Below are 15,492 nucleotides of genomic sequence, written 5' to 3' on the forward strand. Positions count from 1 at the left end.
TTGAGGGGAATTAGCTAACAATATTTTACATTAACTGCTTACTAATCCTCTTATATAATCAGCAAAATAACTAATATCATCCTCAAGCTGTGATTTTTCCAAGGCTGCAAAATAATTCTTACGATCTTCTGATGGGATAGTCAGCCATTTGTATTTGTCCTTGATAAAGGCAAGGTTCATTAGGAAGCGGGATATGCGACCGTTGCCGTCTGAGTGGGGGTGAATCCAGACATAGAAAAAATGCAAGAAGATAGCTTGCCTAAAGCCATTATCAAAATCATTGGCGTGGTTATAAAACTCCTCTAATAAATGATGGATTTTTTCATGACCCGGCGGCACTGAGTTGGAGCCTTTGATACTGACCATGTGGTTTCTATAAGTATCTATTTGGTACTTGAAAAGTCCAGCATTAATACTTGGTGACCAGAGTTCTTGCCAAAGTGCTTCGGTTAGATCCTGAGTGAATTGGTACTCAGTCCCTGCTAGTTGTTTGATTAGGTCTATTACTCTTTTGAAGCCAGCAATTGCAGCTGTGTTTCTTAGATTGCTTTGGTCTTCAATTAATCCTTTATTGTTAATTTCATTAATTAACTCTCTCGTTACGTCATAGCCCTCTATGGTTAGGTTATGATAGGTGTCTTCAATGACAAACTGATCAATGGCTTTTTTATCTACTTCTTTGTTGAGTCTTCTCGGTGGATCAATTCCTTCAAGTGCTTTAATCGCTTTTGCCATCGACAATCCAAATCTTGTGACAAAGGCTGGCTTACCAGGTTTTTGTAATTTATAATCTCGGCTAAAAGGATTCTCAATTGCAACTTTGTAATTACTGTCATTGAATATAGTTTGTAATTTTAATGATAGAACCTGGTTACCAATTTGTTTTAACGCACCTATTAACCTTGCCTGTAAAACAGGAGATCTGTTCTTAGCAAAGTAATCTAGAACATAGTCAGCGTCAAGGACTTTTTGTTTGAGATAGGCGACTATATTTTCTTCGTAGAGTTGATATTGAGTAGAGTTAGATTGAAGGATCATATATTCAGGTTTGAGAACATAAACATCATCATCGATTAATCTATGTTTGATAATGATTTTATTTTCAAAATCCTTGTCTTGACTAAGAACTAAATGATGTTCTGCATATAAATTAATAATAGTGTTGGAGCTTGCCTTCGTTGAAATCGTAATCTGTTCTTGCTGGCTGGGGATTTTAATAGAATCGACTAGAAATTCATAGGGATATGAACCTGTTAAGTACCAAGCAGGGTTCTGATCCTCTGAATCAAACCTGATATTTAAGAATTGAATAAGTATTTTCCAGTAGTACTGCTTAAAGGCTTCTTGTGCAAATTCATCCTTTTTTTTGACAAAGAAATAATTACTATGAAGTTCTACTGCATAGTCTTGAGATTTGAGATATTTAAAAATAGTAATTTTCAGTTCTGTTTTTTTGAAAACAATACGACCTTCATCTAATTTGTCCTCAAGCCAGCTAAGTGCTGCCGCTTCAATTTCTTTGTAGTTTTGTGCCATAAATACCTCGTCTCACTAGATAAAGCGCCCGCGTTTCACAAGATAAAGTATCCGCGTTTTACTAGATAATTATACCCATTCTGGCTAGATAAATCAACCTATTATTTCTAGAAATCCCACTAACAGTACCCAAAAACTAGCTATGCTAAGCTTTTATCCTTATGTCAAAACGTCTCTTAGTAATAGGATCTGGTGGTAGAGAGCATGCGCTAGTCTGGAAATTAGCACAATCAACGCAAGTAGAGAAGATATTTGTAGCTCCTGGTAACCCTGGCACTGCCTCCATTGATAAAGTCGTGAACGTCGATATTAAAGTAATGGATTTTGGCAAACTTGAACACCTGGCATATAAAGAAGCGATTGATCTTACTATAGTCGGTCCGGATGATCCTTTAGGTGAAGGTATTGTTGATAGTTTTCAAGCGAAGGGACTTAAGATCTGGGGACCGGCTCAAGCAGCAGCTAGGCTTGAATCCTCTAAGGCTTTTGCTAAGGATTTTATGACTCGTCACAATATCCCGACAGCTGAGTATCAGGTGTTTACTGAAATGAATCCAGCAATGGATTATTGTAACGACAAGGGTTACCCGATCGTAATTAAAGCAAGCGGTCTTGCTCTTGGTAAGGGAGTTGCAATTGCACAAAATCAAAAAGAGGCTCAGGATTTTCTCACTAAGATTTTTATTGCAAGGATTTTTGGAGACGCTGGTAATGAAGTTGTTATTGAAGAATTCTTGGAAGGGCAGGAGATTTCTATTCATGCTTTTGCCGATGGCACTAATTCACTGATCTTACAATCAGCGCAGGATCATAAACCAGTTGGTGAAGGCAATACCGGACCTAATACTGGTGGTATGGGGACTATCACTCCGCTTCCTTGGCTTAATCAAAAACAATTGAATGAGATTAACGAAACTGTTGTCAAGCCAACAATCGCTGGAATGAAAGCAGAAGGTAATCCTTTTGTTGGTTTGCTTTATCCTGGGCTTATAATCACAAAAACAGGTCCAAAGCTGCTTGAATACAATGTACGCTTTGGTGATCCTGAAACACAAGTCTACATGAGAACTCTTGAGACTGATCTTGTCGATATTATTGAAGCGAGCCTTGTTGGTAAACTTGATCAAATCGAACTTAAATGGTCAGGTCAAAGTGCTGCTTGCATAGTGCTTGCTTCTGGCGGTTATCCTGCTGACTATGTTAAGGGCATGGAGATTACTGGGCTTGATCAGGCTAATCAAGAACAAGATATAGTAGTTTTTCAAGCTGGCACTAAGCATGATGAAGACAAGCTCGTAACTAACGGCGGCAGAGTACTTGGTGTCACTGCAATAGCCGCTGACCTTGAGACTGCTATCAGTCAGGCTTATAAAGCTGCTGCCAAGATCAATTTTGAAGGCAAATATCAACGTAATGATATTGGTTTTAATTTGACCAGCCTTATTAATTGTTCAATCTCGGCCTAGATATTTCATTTTGATTAGGTATTGCAATATGCTACAATTGGTCTCGATGACGATTCAAGTAGGCATAGTAATGGGCTCTGATTCTGACCTTGGGGTCATGAAAGAATCAGCTAAAGTATTAACGGAACTAGGTATTGAGAGTGAGATTGCCGTAATGTCGGCTCACCGTTGTCCTGATAGAGCAGCAGATTATGCAAAGTCAGCTCAATCTAGAGGTCTTAAGGTCATTATTGCAGCAGCTGGAATGGCAGCTCACTTAGCTGGAGCAATGGCAGCACATTCAGCTCTGCCAATTATTGGAGTACCAATTAAATCCAGCCTTGATGGTATGGATGCGCTGCTTGCTACAGTGCAAATGCCACCAGGAGTTCCTGTTGCTACGGTCGCAATTGATGGTGCTCGCAACGCTGGGATATTAGCAGCACAAATTATTGGAGCTTCAAACCAAGCAATGCACGATAAGCTAATTGCATTCAAAAAAGACATGAAAGACAAAGTAGAAGCTCGTTCTGCAAGGCTCGAAGAGATAGGTTATGAAGAATACCTTTCGCAACAAACAAAAACAAAGGTTTAAAATGGCAACTGATTTATATTCACAAGCTGGGGTAAGTATTGATGCAGGTAGTCAAACTATTTTGCTTATCAAGGATGATGTGGCAAGTACTCATTCAAGTGCCGTGATTACTGGGTTAGGTAGCTTTGGTGCTCTTTATGATTTGAAGCAAATAGTTAATGATTACAAAGAACCAATTTTGGTTCAAAGTATTGATGGAGTTGGCACGAAGCTAAGTGTCGCTAAACTAATGAACAAGTTTGATACTGTTGGTGAGGATATCGTCAATCATAGTATTAATGATATTTTGGTGATGGGAGCTCGCGGGCTTACCTTTCTTGATTACGTCGCTCATGACAAACTTGATCCAGCCTTGATGGCAGATATCGTCAAGGGTATGTGCAAGGCTTGTAGAGAAAACGGTCTTTCTTTAGTTGGAGGTGAGACAGCTGAGATGCCAGGTACTTACCAAGCTAATGAGCATGACATCGCTGGTTGCATAACTGGAATTGTCGAAAAATCCAAAGTGATTACAGGTGAGAAAGTCAAAGTTGGTGATGTTTTGATTGGAATCGAATCAAGTGGACTTCATACCAATGGTTATTCACTTGCTCGCACAGTGTTGCTGAAAGATCACAAGGTCACCGACCAGCCAGTAGAACTTGGCGGACAAAGCATCGGCGAGGTTTTACTCAAGCCGCATTTGAGTTACGGCAAAGAAATTCTTGATATTTTAGATTCTGGTATTGATGTTCATTCACTTGCTCATATCACCGGTGGTGGATTTACTGAAAATATCCCAAGAGTGCTTCCTGAGGGTGTTGCAGTGGAAATCAATGACGGCACTTGGCCTGTATTGCCTATCTTTAATTTAATTCAAGAGCTTGGTTCTGTTTCTAGAGAAGAGATGTTTAGAGTATTTAATATGGGTATTGGTATGATCATCATTGTTGATCCGAGTGATGCAGCCAAAGTCAAAAACAAACTAAGTGTTTCAGGTAAGGAGTTTTATACTATCGGTAAAGTGGTAGCGGGTAATAAAGAGGTAAAGGTTAAATGACAGTAGAAACAATTGATGCAAGTAACGTAATTAAAACAACTAACTTAAGCGGCGTTAAGCGCGAAGGCAAGGTCAGAGATATTTATGACAATAACAATGGCACTTTGACTATTGTAACGACTGATAGACATTCATCTTTTGATAGGGTCCTCGCGCATATCCCTCACAAAGGCAGTGTTCTCAATCAGCTGAGTATTTGGTGGTTCGATCAATTCAAAGACATAGTAGCCAATCACGTGATCTCTTCACCTGACGACAATACAATCATTGCCAAGAAAACCAAACCACTGCCAATAGAAATCATAGTGCGTGGCTATATTACAGGGGTTACTTCTACTTCACTTTGGACTGTCTATAACAATGGTCAAAGAGATTTTGGTGACTTTCAATTGCCTGATGGCATAGTCAAAAACCAAAAACTTCCTGAGCCTGTACTTACTCCAACAACTAAGTCAGACCTAGGTGATGAGAATGTCAACTCAAAACAAATCGTTGAAATGGGTTTGCTTAGTCAAGCAAGACTCGAAGAAGTAAATGATATTGCAATCAAAATCTTCAAACGCGGTCAAGAACTTGCTTTAGAGCGTGGTTTGATTCTTGTTGATACTAAGTATGAATTTGGAATTGATGAAAATGATAACTTGGTCTTGATTGATGAAGTGCATACACCTGATTCATCTCGTTATTGGATGGCAGATTCCTATCAAGAAGCTTTTGACAATGGAGCTAACCCTAAGAGCTTTGATAAAGAGTTCCTGCGTATCTGGTTTAAAGACAACTGTGATCCTTATAAGGATGAGGTTTTACCTGAAGCTCCTGAAGCAATGGTAGTTGAGCTTTCTAGCCGTTATATTCAAATTTTTGAACAGATTACTGGAGAGAAGTTTAATGCAAGAACTCAAAGCAATTAGTCCCATAGACGGTAGATATAGAGCCAAAGTAGACGCTTTAGCTAATTATTTTAGTGAAGCAGCCTTGATTCGTTATAGAGTCAGAGTTGAGGTCGAATACCTTATTGCCCTTGCCGGGCAAAAGGGAATGGGGATTAGGGAATTGGGAATAGGGGAGATCGAGCAACTTCGTTCTATATATAAGGACTTTAGTTTTGATGATGCAATTAATGTCAAAGCCAAAGAATCTGTAATTAATCATGATGTTAAGTCAGTTGAGTACTTACTTAAAGACAAGCTCACTGACAACTCACTTGAAGACCTCAAGGAGTGGATTCACTTTGCTCTCACTTCTGAAGACATCAATAACCTCTCGTATGCTTTGATGATTTGCGAGGCTGTCAATGATGTGATGCTACCTTGCATCAAGGAACTGGAGAGCAAGCTTGATGCTATGGCTCAAGAGTATAAATCAACAGCGATACTCGCTCGTACTCACGGACAATCAGCGTCACCAACTACTTTTGGTAAGGAATTCAAGGTTTTTGCCCAAAGAATTCACAGACAAGTCAAACAAATAGAATCTTTTACTATGCTAGCCAAGCTCAACGGAGCGACTGGTAACTATAACGCTCATCAAGTAGCCTTCCCTAATATAGATTGGCTTGATTTTAGTGCTAGGTTTATCGATACTCTAAATCAAGACCTAACAATTAAACTAGAAGCTAATTTGTACACTACTCAAATTGAGTCACATGATACTTTGGCAGAGATTTCAGATATTTTTTCTCGCCTCAACACTATCGTAATTAGTTTTGATCAGGATATCTGGCGTTATATTAGCGATGGTTGGATTATCCAAAAAGCTAATGACAAAGAAGTTGGCTCTTCAACCATGCCGCACAAGGTCAATCCCATTGATTTTGAAAACAGTGAGGGTAATCTAGGGCTTGCAAACGCTTTGTTTGGCTTCTTTAAAAACAAATTACCAATCTCCCGTTTGCAAAGAGATCTTACCGATTCTACAGTCTTGCGCAATTTTGGAATTGCTTTTGCATATTCTCTGCTTGCCTATAAATCTACGCTTAAGGGTTTGAGTAAAACTAAAGTCAATCATGTAAAGGTCCAAGAATCTCTTGATGAGCATCCTGAAGTATTGGCTGAAGCTATTCAAACTGTTATGCGCCGTGAAGGACTTGCTATCCCTTACGAGCAACTTAAGACTCTTACTAGGGGCAAGAAAGTAACAACTCAAGATTTTCAAAAATTTATTCAAGAGCTTGATCTAGATTCAGCTATTAAAGCTGAATTAAGTAAACTAGAGCCAGCTAATTATATTGGGATTGCAGAGCAATTGGCTTCTGGTCTTGAGCCAGAGATGGTAAAATCTTGATATGATCTTAAGTCTGCGGCTGATAGCCATAAATGTGATAACTATCTTACTTGTATCGAGAAATGCCATAATGCTTTAGAGAAAATTCTCAAATCTTTGATTAGTTCTCAAAATCAAGTGCCATCTAAAATTCGTGCACTACTAAGATTGTCATCAGAAATATCGATCCTGGCTTTTTTCAAGAAATTAAAAAAACTAGTAAGCAAATTTATTCTCGCCAACAGGGATTACAACTTGGTAATCTTTAGCCTTACTTGGTCTTGCCGCGACTCATAGCAATAGTCCCAGTCCTGGAAACTTCTTTAATGCCATAAGGACTAAGGATTTGTATAAGTGAGGAGATTTTTTCGTTATCACCTAGTGCTTCGATGATTATAGAGTCATCTGCCACGTCAATAATTCGTGAACGAAATAGAGATGAGATTTCAATGATCTCACTACGGTGAATTTTACTAGATACTTTAATTAGTGCAAGTTCCCTATCAACGAAACTAGTCTCAGAGAGATTGCTGACTTTGATCGTGTTAATTAATTTGTGTAGTTGTTTTTGTATTTGTTCAACATCTTCAAGGTCGGTAACAATAATGATACGACTTAAACCAGAATGTTCAGAAGCTCCAACTGTAATACTTTCAATATTGTAACCACGACGACTAAACATACCGGATATTCTGGCAAGAACTCCTGATTCATTTTCGACCAATACTGATAGTATGTTGCGCATTAAACTATATTTACCCAGATTTATCCATCTATCATGGCAACTCGCTGTTCATGTCTACCAAGTTCTGGCTCCGTGTTTAACCACTTGTCGAGGATTTGTTCAGCCAGTTCGGGGCTGATGAATCTAGATCCCATGATCAAAACATTGGCATGATTATGACGACGACTCATTTCTGCCATTTCTACACTTGTTACAAGTGCAGCGTAGATTCCTGGATAACGATTAGCTGTAATACTAACTCCAATTCCTGATCCGCAAAGCAATATACCTTTGCATTTGTGCTTTAGTACGTACTGGGCTAATTCCTTTGCAATATCAGGGTAATGTACTGAATCCTTGGAATGGCAGCCTAAATCAACTAGCTGATAGCCATTAGCCACTAGTTTAATTTTGAGCTGCTCTTTAAGTTCATATGCAGCGTGGTCGCTTGCTATTACTAGGTTTTCCATTTGCTAGAATCTTAGCAAAAATCTAAGTTGCACTTGTGAAAAAAACCTAATTGCTAATAATTGACACCTTTATCTTAAGTAGCTTGGTGCAAATATAGTAATGTGCTTAATTAAGCAAAAGTGACTTCAATTTCTTCAACTTAGTCTTGAGACTTGAGTCGATCACCTTATTTGCAATTTCGATTTTGATTCCAGCTATTAGTGATTCATCTAGCTCATTGTTGATTTCTACTTTGCTATTGAAGCTAGTTTCTAGTTGAGTTTTAATTTCATTAAGCTCTTTGGTTTTAAGCTTGTTCATTGAGCTGACTTTGGCAAACTCAATATTCTCTCTTTTGTAATAAATCTCTTTGTAGCATTCTGCTAAAGCAGGTGCAAGCTGGATGCGGCGACGCTCTAATAAAATCATCAATGTATTGAGTACTTCTTTTTGTACTTTGCCTTCAAAGACAGATACAAGTACTTGTTTTTTGCCTTGGCTTTGAAATTGTGGACTAGCAAAAACCTCTAGTAATTCGGTACTTGTTTCAAAGACTGATTTAACTAATTCAAGATCTTCTATAACTGTCTGGCCTTGTCTTATTTCAGCAAGTGCTTCAGCATATTTCTTGGCAATGAGTTTATTTTTTTGATTTTGCATCGTTATACCTTAGCCAAGTCCTTTTTGAGTTTGTCTTTGATTAAAGAATCAATTTCACCTTGTTTAGATTTGAGTGATTTTTCTGTTTCGTTAATGACGCTAATTGCGACTTCTTTGCGAAGACTCTCAATTGCAATTATTCTTTGCATTTCAATTTCTTTTGTTGCGTTAGCATTGAGCTTGGCAATCTCTGCTTTAGCCGCAGCTACTGTTTTGTTTTTAATGTCTTCTGCGTTGTCTTTAGCGCTATTTATTATTCTTGTTGATTCTGCCTTCGCTCTATCGATTTCTTTTTCTAGCTCGGTTAATTTTGCTTCAGCTTCTTCTTTCAGTTCTTGAGCTTTGGCTATTTCTTGTTCTAGTTCAGACTTGCGTTTAGATGCTGATTCTGGCAATACTTTGACCAAAAAGAAATAGAGTATTGCTGCAGCAAATATGAAATTGATCGCATTACTTTCTTGAAATAATTGAGTTAATGTTGTTTCGCCGTGCATATTAGTTTAATGCCTTTTCTTTAGTGTTGAGTTCTGAAATTAGCTTGTCAACTGTTGTTGCAACCAATTCTGTAATTATAGAATCGATGCTTTTTCTAAGTTCAGTTTCTTCTTTTTTGAGGCTAGTTAGGCTAGCTTCTAACTTACTGTTGAATTCAGTTTTGGCTGCGTTCACTAGTTTGTCTTTGTCCTTGGTGGCAATATTCATTGCATCATTAAGGATGCTACTTGAGCTTGATTTAGCTTGTGCTAAAAGCTCTTTCGGATTTTGGTTCTCGATTTCTTGTTCGATCCTTTCTTGTGCCTTCCTAGATGCTACAAGTTTGTCTTTGATATGACCTTCTCTTTGGTCAATCACAGCAGCAACCTTATCAAAGAAGACGAACTTCATTAAATAAAGAAAGCCGATAAAGCTTAACGCGAAGATTACTGCCGTGAAATTTATTGAAACCAAAATTTACTCCGTTGGTGATTAACCAATTTTACCAAATAATAAGAACGAAACTAACCATGCAAGGATACCTAGCGCTTCTGCCATACCTGCAAAGATGATTGCGTTTGTGAATAATGATCCTGTATGTTCAGGTTGTCTTGCTGATCCCTCAAGCATTTTGCCAGCTACTAGTCCTACACCGATTGCTGGGCCAGTTACACCTAATGCTGCTAAACCAGTACCGATTGCAAGTCCCATTGTTTCCATTTCTGCCATTTACATACTCCTTTAAAATACGTCCAAATAAGCTCATTTCCGTTATCTGAGCTTCTGACACCAGAAATTATATCAAAAGACCTATATTTTAGAACTAATTTGGCTTGGCTTAACTAAATCATAACTTTGATTTAGTTAGATAGAGCTATGCAAAACTACGGACAATTACCTCAGATGCCTACGATGCCAGGAGCACAGAAATTGCTACACGGACACATTAGTGTTGGCGACAAAGTCAATGGAGCCAGTTTCGGTGACACAGTCTCGCAAATGCTCAATAAGGCTAACAATATTATGGGTGAACCAGAGAAATTAAGTATTGAAGCCGTAAAAACAGGCAATGTTGATATTCATGAAGTCATGATTGCTCTTGGTAAATCAGGAGTGGCATTTAAGTTAATAACCGCGATGACTCAAAAGGTTGTTGGAGCATTTGATAAATTATCTAGTATGCAAGTTTAATCTCTAAGGATTAGGTTAAATGGTGTATTTTTCCTGAAAACTGAAGAGAAATGTGGAATATTAAATTTAGAGCATGGCTGGTGAAGTTACAACTGAAGATGATTTAAATTTTGATAATACTGGTCGGTCCAAAACTGACGGGGGTATTCAGTCAACTATACAAGATATTTTTACAGATCCACAAAAAAGAATATATGCATTTATTGGTATTGCTGTTGTTCTTGCATTATTTGGGTTTATGATTTTTGGTACTAAACAAGGTGATGAAAATAGCGGTGACTTAGTTCCCCTAGTTCAAGAGATTGATCAACCAAGAGCATTTGAAATTGTTGCAAAATTAAAATCAGTTAACATTGATGCCAAAGTTGACCAAGGTGAAAGACCAGGTGATTACGTGGTTAAGGTTTTTGAAAAAGCGATTGAAAGTTCTTACTTAGTTTTGGCTAGAACGAATTTATTAGAAGATGATGATTATGGTTTGTTTGATCAAAATGATTGGGCTGCTAGTGATTATGATAAACGTATCAAACTTGGTAGAGCCATTAATGGTGATCTATCTAGAATTATTAGTCGCATGAAGGATTTTAAGTCTGCTACGGTTCGAGTCAATATCCCGGAGCAACAACTTTTTGCTGAAATGCAGTCTACAGCTACAGCTACTGTGCAGCTAGAGTTGATGAATGAAGCTGATGAACTTAGTAAATCACAAATCAAAAGTATTGTGAATTTATTGAGAGGTTATGTACCTGATTTGCAAAAGGACAAGATTTCTATCGTGGATACTCAAGGTAGAAACTATAGCACTTTTAAAGAAGATGATGAAGCGAATTCTGACGATTTTATTGATGATATTGAACGTACCAATAAGTTAATTAAAGCCAGGGTAACTAAGTACTTAGATGTAGTGCTTGGTCCTAAGGCTTATGAAGTTAGTATTAGCGCTTCTATCAGTAGAGAAAAGGTAGAGAAACAAGAAACTATCTATAAAGACGGTGCAGTTGGTGCAAGACAAACTGATTCTGAAACTCTTAATGCTGGTAGTAAAGACAATGTAGCTGGACCTGGTGCAGCTAATTCCAAGAACTATAATTCTGAGAGTGTTAATGAAACTCTCTTGCCAAGTTTTGAACAAAAGAGTACAACCTATCTTCCAGGACGTGTAACCAATGTTACTGTTGCTCTTGCCGTCGATAAGTCAGTACCTACAATGGTGTCTCTTGAACAGCTCAGAGAAAGCGTTGCAGCTATTATTGGTCCAGAAGCTAGTGTCAATGATGTGAAACTTACAGTAGTTAATTTAGGAGCGAGTGATGATATTGAAGCAATAGCTCCAGTGAAAACTGGATTTGTATCCAATGTTACTAACTTTTTTCATGGTGGTATTTGGAGTAGCATAACTAAGATCTTTACGATTATTGCAATTGTGCTTGGTTTACTCTTGGTTGCAATTATTAGTTTGAATTTCTTAAGTGCGGCAGCGAATAAAGAATATACCAATGAAATGGACCCTCGTTTGGGTAATGAGTTTGAAGAAATAATTAATGATGAACCTGGTATGGACTATGGTGAGGCAGAGGCTTTAAAGCAACAAGAGGCTTTGCTTAAAGAAATGATGGGTGATTCTTTTGTCCAAGAGAAGTCTGCTGCAAAGGGCGAGGCGAGGTCTTATTCCAATGACTCACCAGCTATTGAACAAGAGCAAATGCAGTTTGATAATTTATTAAATAATTTCCAATCAGTAGCTAATAAGAAGCCAGAGATTTTGGCACGAAAAATTCAAACTTGGTTAGAAGAGGATGTTGAATGAAGACAGATCGTAAATTAAAATCATTAGCTTTAATACTTAGGTCTTTACCCCCTGCGACCCAAAAAACTATATTTGAGCAACTGCCTTTGCCGTTGGTGCAAAGGATTAGTGATGTGGATCTTACTATTGATGAGACTTTGTCGCAAGAGGATTGGGATTATTTTGCCAATACCTGGCCTGAATTTTATCGATTGATTGACAATGTCAATGAAGAATCTAAGCGTCAAAAGAGTCTCAGCTACTTAGGCTCTGAACGTCCTAAAGTCAAAGGCTATATTGAATATCGTTTGTCTAAATCAAGTAATAGACCAAACTTGTCACATGCGCTTGCAAGAATCATTGATGAGCAAGTATTAGAAGAGGTGAATTAGCCTAATGCTTTTTAAGAAATCTATACTTGAAGAAGTTTATGGAGTTGATGAAGCTCTAGTACTTGAAAAGGTGCAGATTGAAGACTTTGAATTACCTGAGACTTATGATCAACAAAGCTCTAATGGTAATGGCTTTAATCCTGTTGTTGAAAGAGATGCGGAGGCTTTGACGCAGGATCGAGTTGCTGAATTGTTAGAGCTCAAAGAAAAAGAAATTTCTCAACATAAAGCTGTTGTGCTTGATCAGATTAATCAAGAATTAGAAACTGCACGAATTGAAGCTGAAACAATTTTGACTAATGCTAATCAAGAAGCTGAAAGACAAGGTGAGGAAATTCGACTAGAGTATAAAAAACTGGAAAAGGCAAGGATTGAACAAGACTCAATTATTGCAAAAGCTAGAGAAGATGCTTTTGATGAAGCTATGACTCGAGCTGATAGTTATATAGCAGAGTTGATGGATATACTCGCTAGTTTTCAAGATCTTAAAACTGCTACTTTAAACGAAGCCAAAACAGAGATTGCTGCATTGGCGCTTGATGTCGTTAGGCAAATACTTGGTGCCGAAGCTAGGTTTAATACTCTGTTAATAGCTGATCAGGTAACGCAGGCTGTTGCTAAAGTGGCTACTACTGGAGGTTTAATGACAATTAGCCTTAATTCAGCAGATGAAACTAAATCTGAGTATTTAGGCTCAATGCTCAGTAAAGTAGTCGATTCCAAGGTTAAAATCCACTTTAAAGCTGATGATACGGTAGATATGGGTTCTTGCATTGTTGAGACTCAAGGCGGGCGTTTAGACGCTAGTTTTTCTAGTCAATTGGAGCTAATTCGTGTTGCTTTTGAGCGTTATTTGGGGCATAAAATTATTGATCTTCCTGATATTGTAGAGGAAGTTGGAGAAGTTAAGATGGAATCAGAACCACGACAACTAAACCAAGCTCTGGCCCAAGCGGTTGGAGAACCAAGCGATGCCGATCTAGAAATGATTGGAGAGCTTGATCTTGATGATTTTGAAATTGATGAAGATATGGATAAATTGCTTCAAGATGTTTTAAATAGTGATGCTGATATTAAAGAAGATTCTTCTGTCAAAACGGATGACGATATTCCTCTCAATTTGATTGATCTACAGGATTTGTTTGAAGATGATGAAGACGAAGAACTCAATTCTAAGCTAGATGCCGTTTTGGCTGATGATGAAGTTTATCCAGAAGATGAAGATTTGGAATTTGAAGAGTTTAATGAATTTGCAGAAGATACAGATTTAGGTGATGATAGTAATTTTGATGATGCATCAAACGATGATCGTTTTCCAGAATACTAGCCACCCGTACCTAGTATGTTATATCTCAACAGATAAGCTATTTGAAATTAATGCTTCTAAACTAAGGATATTGGACCACTTTGGATTGCATTCAATCTTTTGTCGCGTTTTGTGATGCCTTTGCGTAATAACGTCCTTGCTTACTCCTAATAATGTGCCTACATCATTGCGTGTTAAATCAGTAAATTCACGAAGTAGGTAAATAATAGAGTCTGTTTTGTCTCTATTGCTTAAATCTAATTGACTAATGTAACTCATAATTCGGTTTGGTCCCATGTAATTGCGCATTTTGACTATCGAGTTAAGATTCTCATTTTCTAGGTCAATGTATCTATTGATGATGTTTTGTGCAAAGTCTTCATCTCCAAGGAAAAATTGAGCAATGGCTTCTTTTGCTGGATTCCAAGCATAGTCAAACTTGGTTGAAAATTTATAAAAATCATTTATGTCTATAAAACTTGATTTAAACAAGTCTGTAGATAGAAAGTCTGGTAGCTTTATCTCTCCAGAAATTGCTCTGTAGCTAGTGTAAGGCCATTGACTCGGTTTTATGTTTTTATTGTGCTTGTAACTGTTGAACATTATATAGACAAATAAAGTTTTACTATAAGTTTCATTCTGCACTAATTGTCTTTGATAGCGCTGACCAAAGACATGCCCAGACTGTTCTTTGAGATATTTTTTTACAAAATATTTTGCATATGATTCATTTATATGTTTCATTATAACCGGCAAGTTTGCATTTGGTGTTTGAAGGTATAGATGATAGTGATTTGGTAAGAGGCAGTATGCATGTACTCTAAGGTTGAATTTAATTACTGAACGTTTTAGTAATTTAAAGAAATAATCGTAGTCTGAAAAGTCTTTAAACAGTTTTTTTTTATTTGATCCTCTTGCACATACATGATAGAAGGCATTTGGATAACAGATTGTTGCTTGTGTCATGATTTAAACTCCATATTTAGCTTTGAAGTCTAACAAGAAATTCATGTCAAATAAAATATTTGCGGTATACACGTACGCATTAATTGTAATTATCTGTGGGAATATAAAATACTAGGTACGGGTGGCTTATGTTATTGGAAATCAAGTCCTGCTTGGCACAGATAGTTGGTTCCATCATAGATGCAAGTAATTACGTCTAAGGCAGAAGCAGTGCTTGACAGTGTTGGCGCTGTGCCACTTGGCCATTTGATATCAGTGTCCCAGGTTGTTACAGTTCTACTACCAGTACCATCTTGATAAATAATCAAAGAGAACGAACCTATGCCGCCGGTTGGATTTGTGAAATTCACAGTGTGCCCAGCTTGATTAAGAGTAACTTTTTGTTTGTTACCGACATTCCAATCAACTGTGATAGTTGCAGCTGTTGTGTTGTTAGTTACTGTTTTAGTTAGCATTGTTGTTGCTAATGTAGTTCCATTAACTTCGAGTTTGGTTGCAGGAGTTGCGGTACCTATACCAACGTTCTGTGCGGAATCATCAAGCATCAGAAGTCCACCATTGAAATTTAAATCTGAACCGTTTAGATCGATTGTTGTCGTTGCATCCAAAGCTAGCGTGTCGCCAATAGCTTCAAAATCAATAGTGTCAGCAGCAAATGACGTGAAA

18 protein-coding genes are annotated in these 15,492 nt (G+C 37.6%); 9 read left to right on the forward strand and 9 right to left on the reverse strand.

Features of this window, described 5'->3' with window-relative positions; translation table 11 throughout:
- Nucleotides 1-30: 30 nt before the first annotated feature.
- Complete coding sequence (locus tag O3C63_07090; GenBank protein MDA0772694.1) at nucleotides 31-1,536, reverse strand: Fic family protein; 1,506 nt, start codon at nucleotides 1,534-1,536, stop codon at nucleotides 31-33.
- Between the two features lie 161 nt (nucleotides 1,537-1,697).
- Here O3C63_07090 and purD point away from each other — a divergent pair, with 161 nt between their 5' ends.
- From purD to purB, 5 genes are read left to right on the forward strand one after another with little or no spacing between them, the layout of a single operon-like run.
- Complete coding sequence (purD, locus tag O3C63_07095) at nucleotides 1,698-3,002, forward strand: phosphoribosylamine--glycine ligase (protein MDA0772695.1); 1,305 nt, start codon at nucleotides 1,698-1,700, stop codon at nucleotides 3,000-3,002.
- Nucleotides 3,003-3,048: 46 nt separating this feature from the next.
- Nucleotides 3,049-3,576: a 5-(carboxyamino)imidazole ribonucleotide mutase gene (gene purE / locus O3C63_07100; GenBank protein ID MDA0772696.1), complete on the forward strand. Its 528-nt coding sequence runs from the start codon at nucleotides 3,049-3,051 to the stop codon at nucleotides 3,574-3,576.
- Between the two features lies 1 nt (nucleotide 3,577).
- Nucleotides 3,578-4,615 (forward strand): phosphoribosylformylglycinamidine cyclo-ligase, encoded by a 1,038-nt coding sequence (purM, locus tag O3C63_07105; protein ID MDA0772697.1) that lies wholly within the window; start codon nucleotides 3,578-3,580, stop codon nucleotides 4,613-4,615.
- On the forward strand, nucleotides 4,612-5,526 hold the full coding sequence (locus tag O3C63_07110) for a phosphoribosylaminoimidazolesuccinocarboxamide synthase (GenBank protein MDA0772698.1): 915 nt from the start codon (nucleotides 4,612-4,614) through the stop codon (nucleotides 5,524-5,526). Before purM ends, O3C63_07110 begins: the two co-directional genes overlap by 4 nt.
- Complete coding sequence (purB, locus tag O3C63_07115; protein MDA0772699.1) at nucleotides 5,504-6,898, forward strand: adenylosuccinate lyase; 1,395 nt, start codon at nucleotides 5,504-5,506, stop codon at nucleotides 6,896-6,898. Before O3C63_07110 ends, purB begins: the two co-directional genes overlap by 23 nt.
- Nucleotides 6,899-7,148: 250 nt before the next feature.
- On the opposite strand, the gene ilvN is transcribed toward purB, so the two are convergent.
- The 6 genes from ilvN to atpE form a co-directional block, all read right to left on the reverse strand.
- Nucleotides 7,149-7,622, reverse strand: coding sequence for an acetolactate synthase small subunit (ilvN, locus tag O3C63_07120; GenBank protein ID MDA0772700.1), 474 nt, complete (start codon nucleotides 7,620-7,622; stop codon nucleotides 7,149-7,151).
- Between the two features lie 20 nt (nucleotides 7,623-7,642).
- The gene (gene rpiB / locus O3C63_07125) at nucleotides 7,643-8,071 is read right to left on the reverse strand and encodes a ribose 5-phosphate isomerase B (protein ID MDA0772701.1); all 429 of its coding nucleotides are present in this window, start codon (nucleotides 8,069-8,071) and stop codon (nucleotides 7,643-7,645) included.
- A gap of 106 nt (nucleotides 8,072-8,177) precedes the next feature.
- Nucleotides 8,178-8,711, reverse strand: a complete 534-nt coding sequence (atpH, locus tag O3C63_07130; protein MDA0772702.1) for an ATP synthase F1 subunit delta — start codon at nucleotides 8,709-8,711, stop codon at nucleotides 8,178-8,180.
- A gap of 2 nt (nucleotides 8,712-8,713) precedes the next feature.
- Nucleotides 8,714-9,205: an ATP synthase F0 subunit B gene (locus tag O3C63_07135; protein MDA0772703.1), complete on the reverse strand. Its 492-nt coding sequence runs from the start codon at nucleotides 9,203-9,205 to the stop codon at nucleotides 8,714-8,716.
- A gap of 1 nt (nucleotide 9,206) precedes the next feature.
- A complete protein-coding gene (locus O3C63_07140) occupies nucleotides 9,207-9,659 on the reverse strand; it encodes an ATP synthase F0 subunit B (GenBank protein ID MDA0772704.1) in 453 nt (150 codons plus the stop codon).
- Nucleotides 9,660-9,677: 18 nt separating this feature from the next.
- Nucleotides 9,678-9,914, reverse strand: coding sequence for an ATP synthase F0 subunit C (gene atpE, locus O3C63_07145; protein MDA0772705.1), 237 nt, complete (start codon nucleotides 9,912-9,914; stop codon nucleotides 9,678-9,680).
- 147 nt (nucleotides 9,915-10,061) lie between these two features.
- Here atpE and O3C63_07150 point away from each other — a divergent pair, with 147 nt between their 5' ends.
- The 4 genes from O3C63_07150 (at nucleotide 10,062) to O3C63_07165 (ending at nucleotide 13,881) form a co-directional block, all read left to right on the forward strand.
- A complete protein-coding gene (locus O3C63_07150) occupies nucleotides 10,062-10,376 on the forward strand; it encodes a flagellar hook-basal body complex protein FliE (protein MDA0772706.1) in 315 nt (104 codons plus the stop codon).
- A gap of 73 nt (nucleotides 10,377-10,449) precedes the next feature.
- Nucleotides 10,450-12,183 (forward strand): hypothetical protein, encoded by a 1,734-nt coding sequence (locus O3C63_07155; GenBank protein ID MDA0772707.1) that lies wholly within the window; start codon nucleotides 10,450-10,452, stop codon nucleotides 12,181-12,183.
- A complete protein-coding gene (locus O3C63_07160) occupies nucleotides 12,180-12,554 on the forward strand; it encodes a hypothetical protein (protein MDA0772708.1) in 375 nt (124 codons plus the stop codon). The genes O3C63_07155 and O3C63_07160 overlap by 4 nt, the downstream gene beginning before the upstream one ends.
- 4 nt (nucleotides 12,555-12,558) lie before the next feature.
- On the forward strand, nucleotides 12,559-13,881 hold the full coding sequence (locus O3C63_07165) for a FliH/SctL family protein (GenBank protein ID MDA0772709.1): 1,323 nt from the start codon (nucleotides 12,559-12,561) through the stop codon (nucleotides 13,879-13,881).
- 18 nt (nucleotides 13,882-13,899) lie between these two features.
- Here O3C63_07165 and O3C63_07170 read toward each other — a convergent pair whose 3' ends face one another.
- Nucleotides 13,900-14,826, reverse strand: coding sequence for a transposase (locus tag O3C63_07170; protein MDA0772710.1), 927 nt, complete (start codon nucleotides 14,824-14,826; stop codon nucleotides 13,900-13,902).
- A 131-nt stretch (nucleotides 14,827-14,957) separates the two neighbouring features.
- Nucleotides 14,958-15,492 (reverse strand): hypothetical protein (locus O3C63_07175; GenBank protein MDA0772711.1); only part of this gene is annotated, 535 nt, incomplete at its 5' end.

The organism is Cyanobacteriota bacterium (assembly GCA_027618255.1).
Lineage (GTDB): Bacteria > Cyanobacteriota > Vampirovibrionia > LMEP-6097 > LMEP-6097 > JABHOV01.

What these genes read in the sequence shown, in the direction of transcription:
- O3C63_07090 (MDA0772694.1), bottom strand. Translation starts at nt 1,536, where the DNA reads ATGGCACAAAACTACAAAGAAATTGAAGCGGCAGCACTTAGCTGGCTT.
- purD (MDA0772695.1), top strand. Translation starts at nt 1,698, where the DNA reads ATGTCAAAACGTCTCTTAGTAATAGGATCTGGTGGTAGAGAGCATGCG.
- purE (MDA0772696.1), top strand. Translation starts at nt 3,049, where the DNA reads ATGACGATTCAAGTAGGCATAGTAATGGGCTCTGATTCTGACCTTGGG.
- purM (MDA0772697.1), top strand. Translation starts at nt 3,578, where the DNA reads ATGGCAACTGATTTATATTCACAAGCTGGGGTAAGTATTGATGCAGGT.
- O3C63_07110 (MDA0772698.1), top strand. Translation starts at nt 4,612, where the DNA reads ATGACAGTAGAAACAATTGATGCAAGTAACGTAATTAAAACAACTAAC.
- purB (MDA0772699.1), top strand. Translation starts at nt 5,504, where the DNA reads ATGCAAGAACTCAAAGCAATTAGTCCCATAGACGGTAGATATAGAGCC.
- ilvN (MDA0772700.1), bottom strand. Translation starts at nt 7,622, where the DNA reads ATGCGCAACATACTATCAGTATTGGTCGAAAATGAATCAGGAGTTCTT.
- rpiB (MDA0772701.1), bottom strand. Translation starts at nt 8,071, where the DNA reads ATGGAAAACCTAGTAATAGCAAGCGACCACGCTGCATATGAACTTAAA.
- atpH (MDA0772702.1), bottom strand. Translation starts at nt 8,711, where the DNA reads ATGCAAAATCAAAAAAATAAACTCATTGCCAAGAAATATGCTGAAGCA.
- O3C63_07135 (MDA0772703.1), bottom strand. Translation starts at nt 9,205, where the DNA reads ATGCACGGCGAAACAACATTAACTCAATTATTTCAAGAAAGTAATGCG.
- atpE (MDA0772705.1), bottom strand. Translation starts at nt 9,914, where the DNA reads ATGGCAGAAATGGAAACAATGGGACTTGCAATCGGTACTGGTTTAGCA.
- O3C63_07150 (MDA0772706.1), top strand. Translation starts at nt 10,062, where the DNA reads ATGCAAAACTACGGACAATTACCTCAGATGCCTACGATGCCAGGAGCA.
- O3C63_07155 (MDA0772707.1), top strand. Translation starts at nt 10,450, where the DNA reads ATGGCTGGTGAAGTTACAACTGAAGATGATTTAAATTTTGATAATACT.
- O3C63_07160 (MDA0772708.1), top strand. Translation starts at nt 12,180, where the DNA reads ATGAAGACAGATCGTAAATTAAAATCATTAGCTTTAATACTTAGGTCT.
- O3C63_07165 (MDA0772709.1), top strand. Translation starts at nt 12,559, where the DNA reads ATGCTTTTTAAGAAATCTATACTTGAAGAAGTTTATGGAGTTGATGAA.
- O3C63_07170 (MDA0772710.1), bottom strand. Translation starts at nt 14,826, where the DNA reads ATGACACAAGCAACAATCTGTTATCCAAATGCCTTCTATCATGTATGT.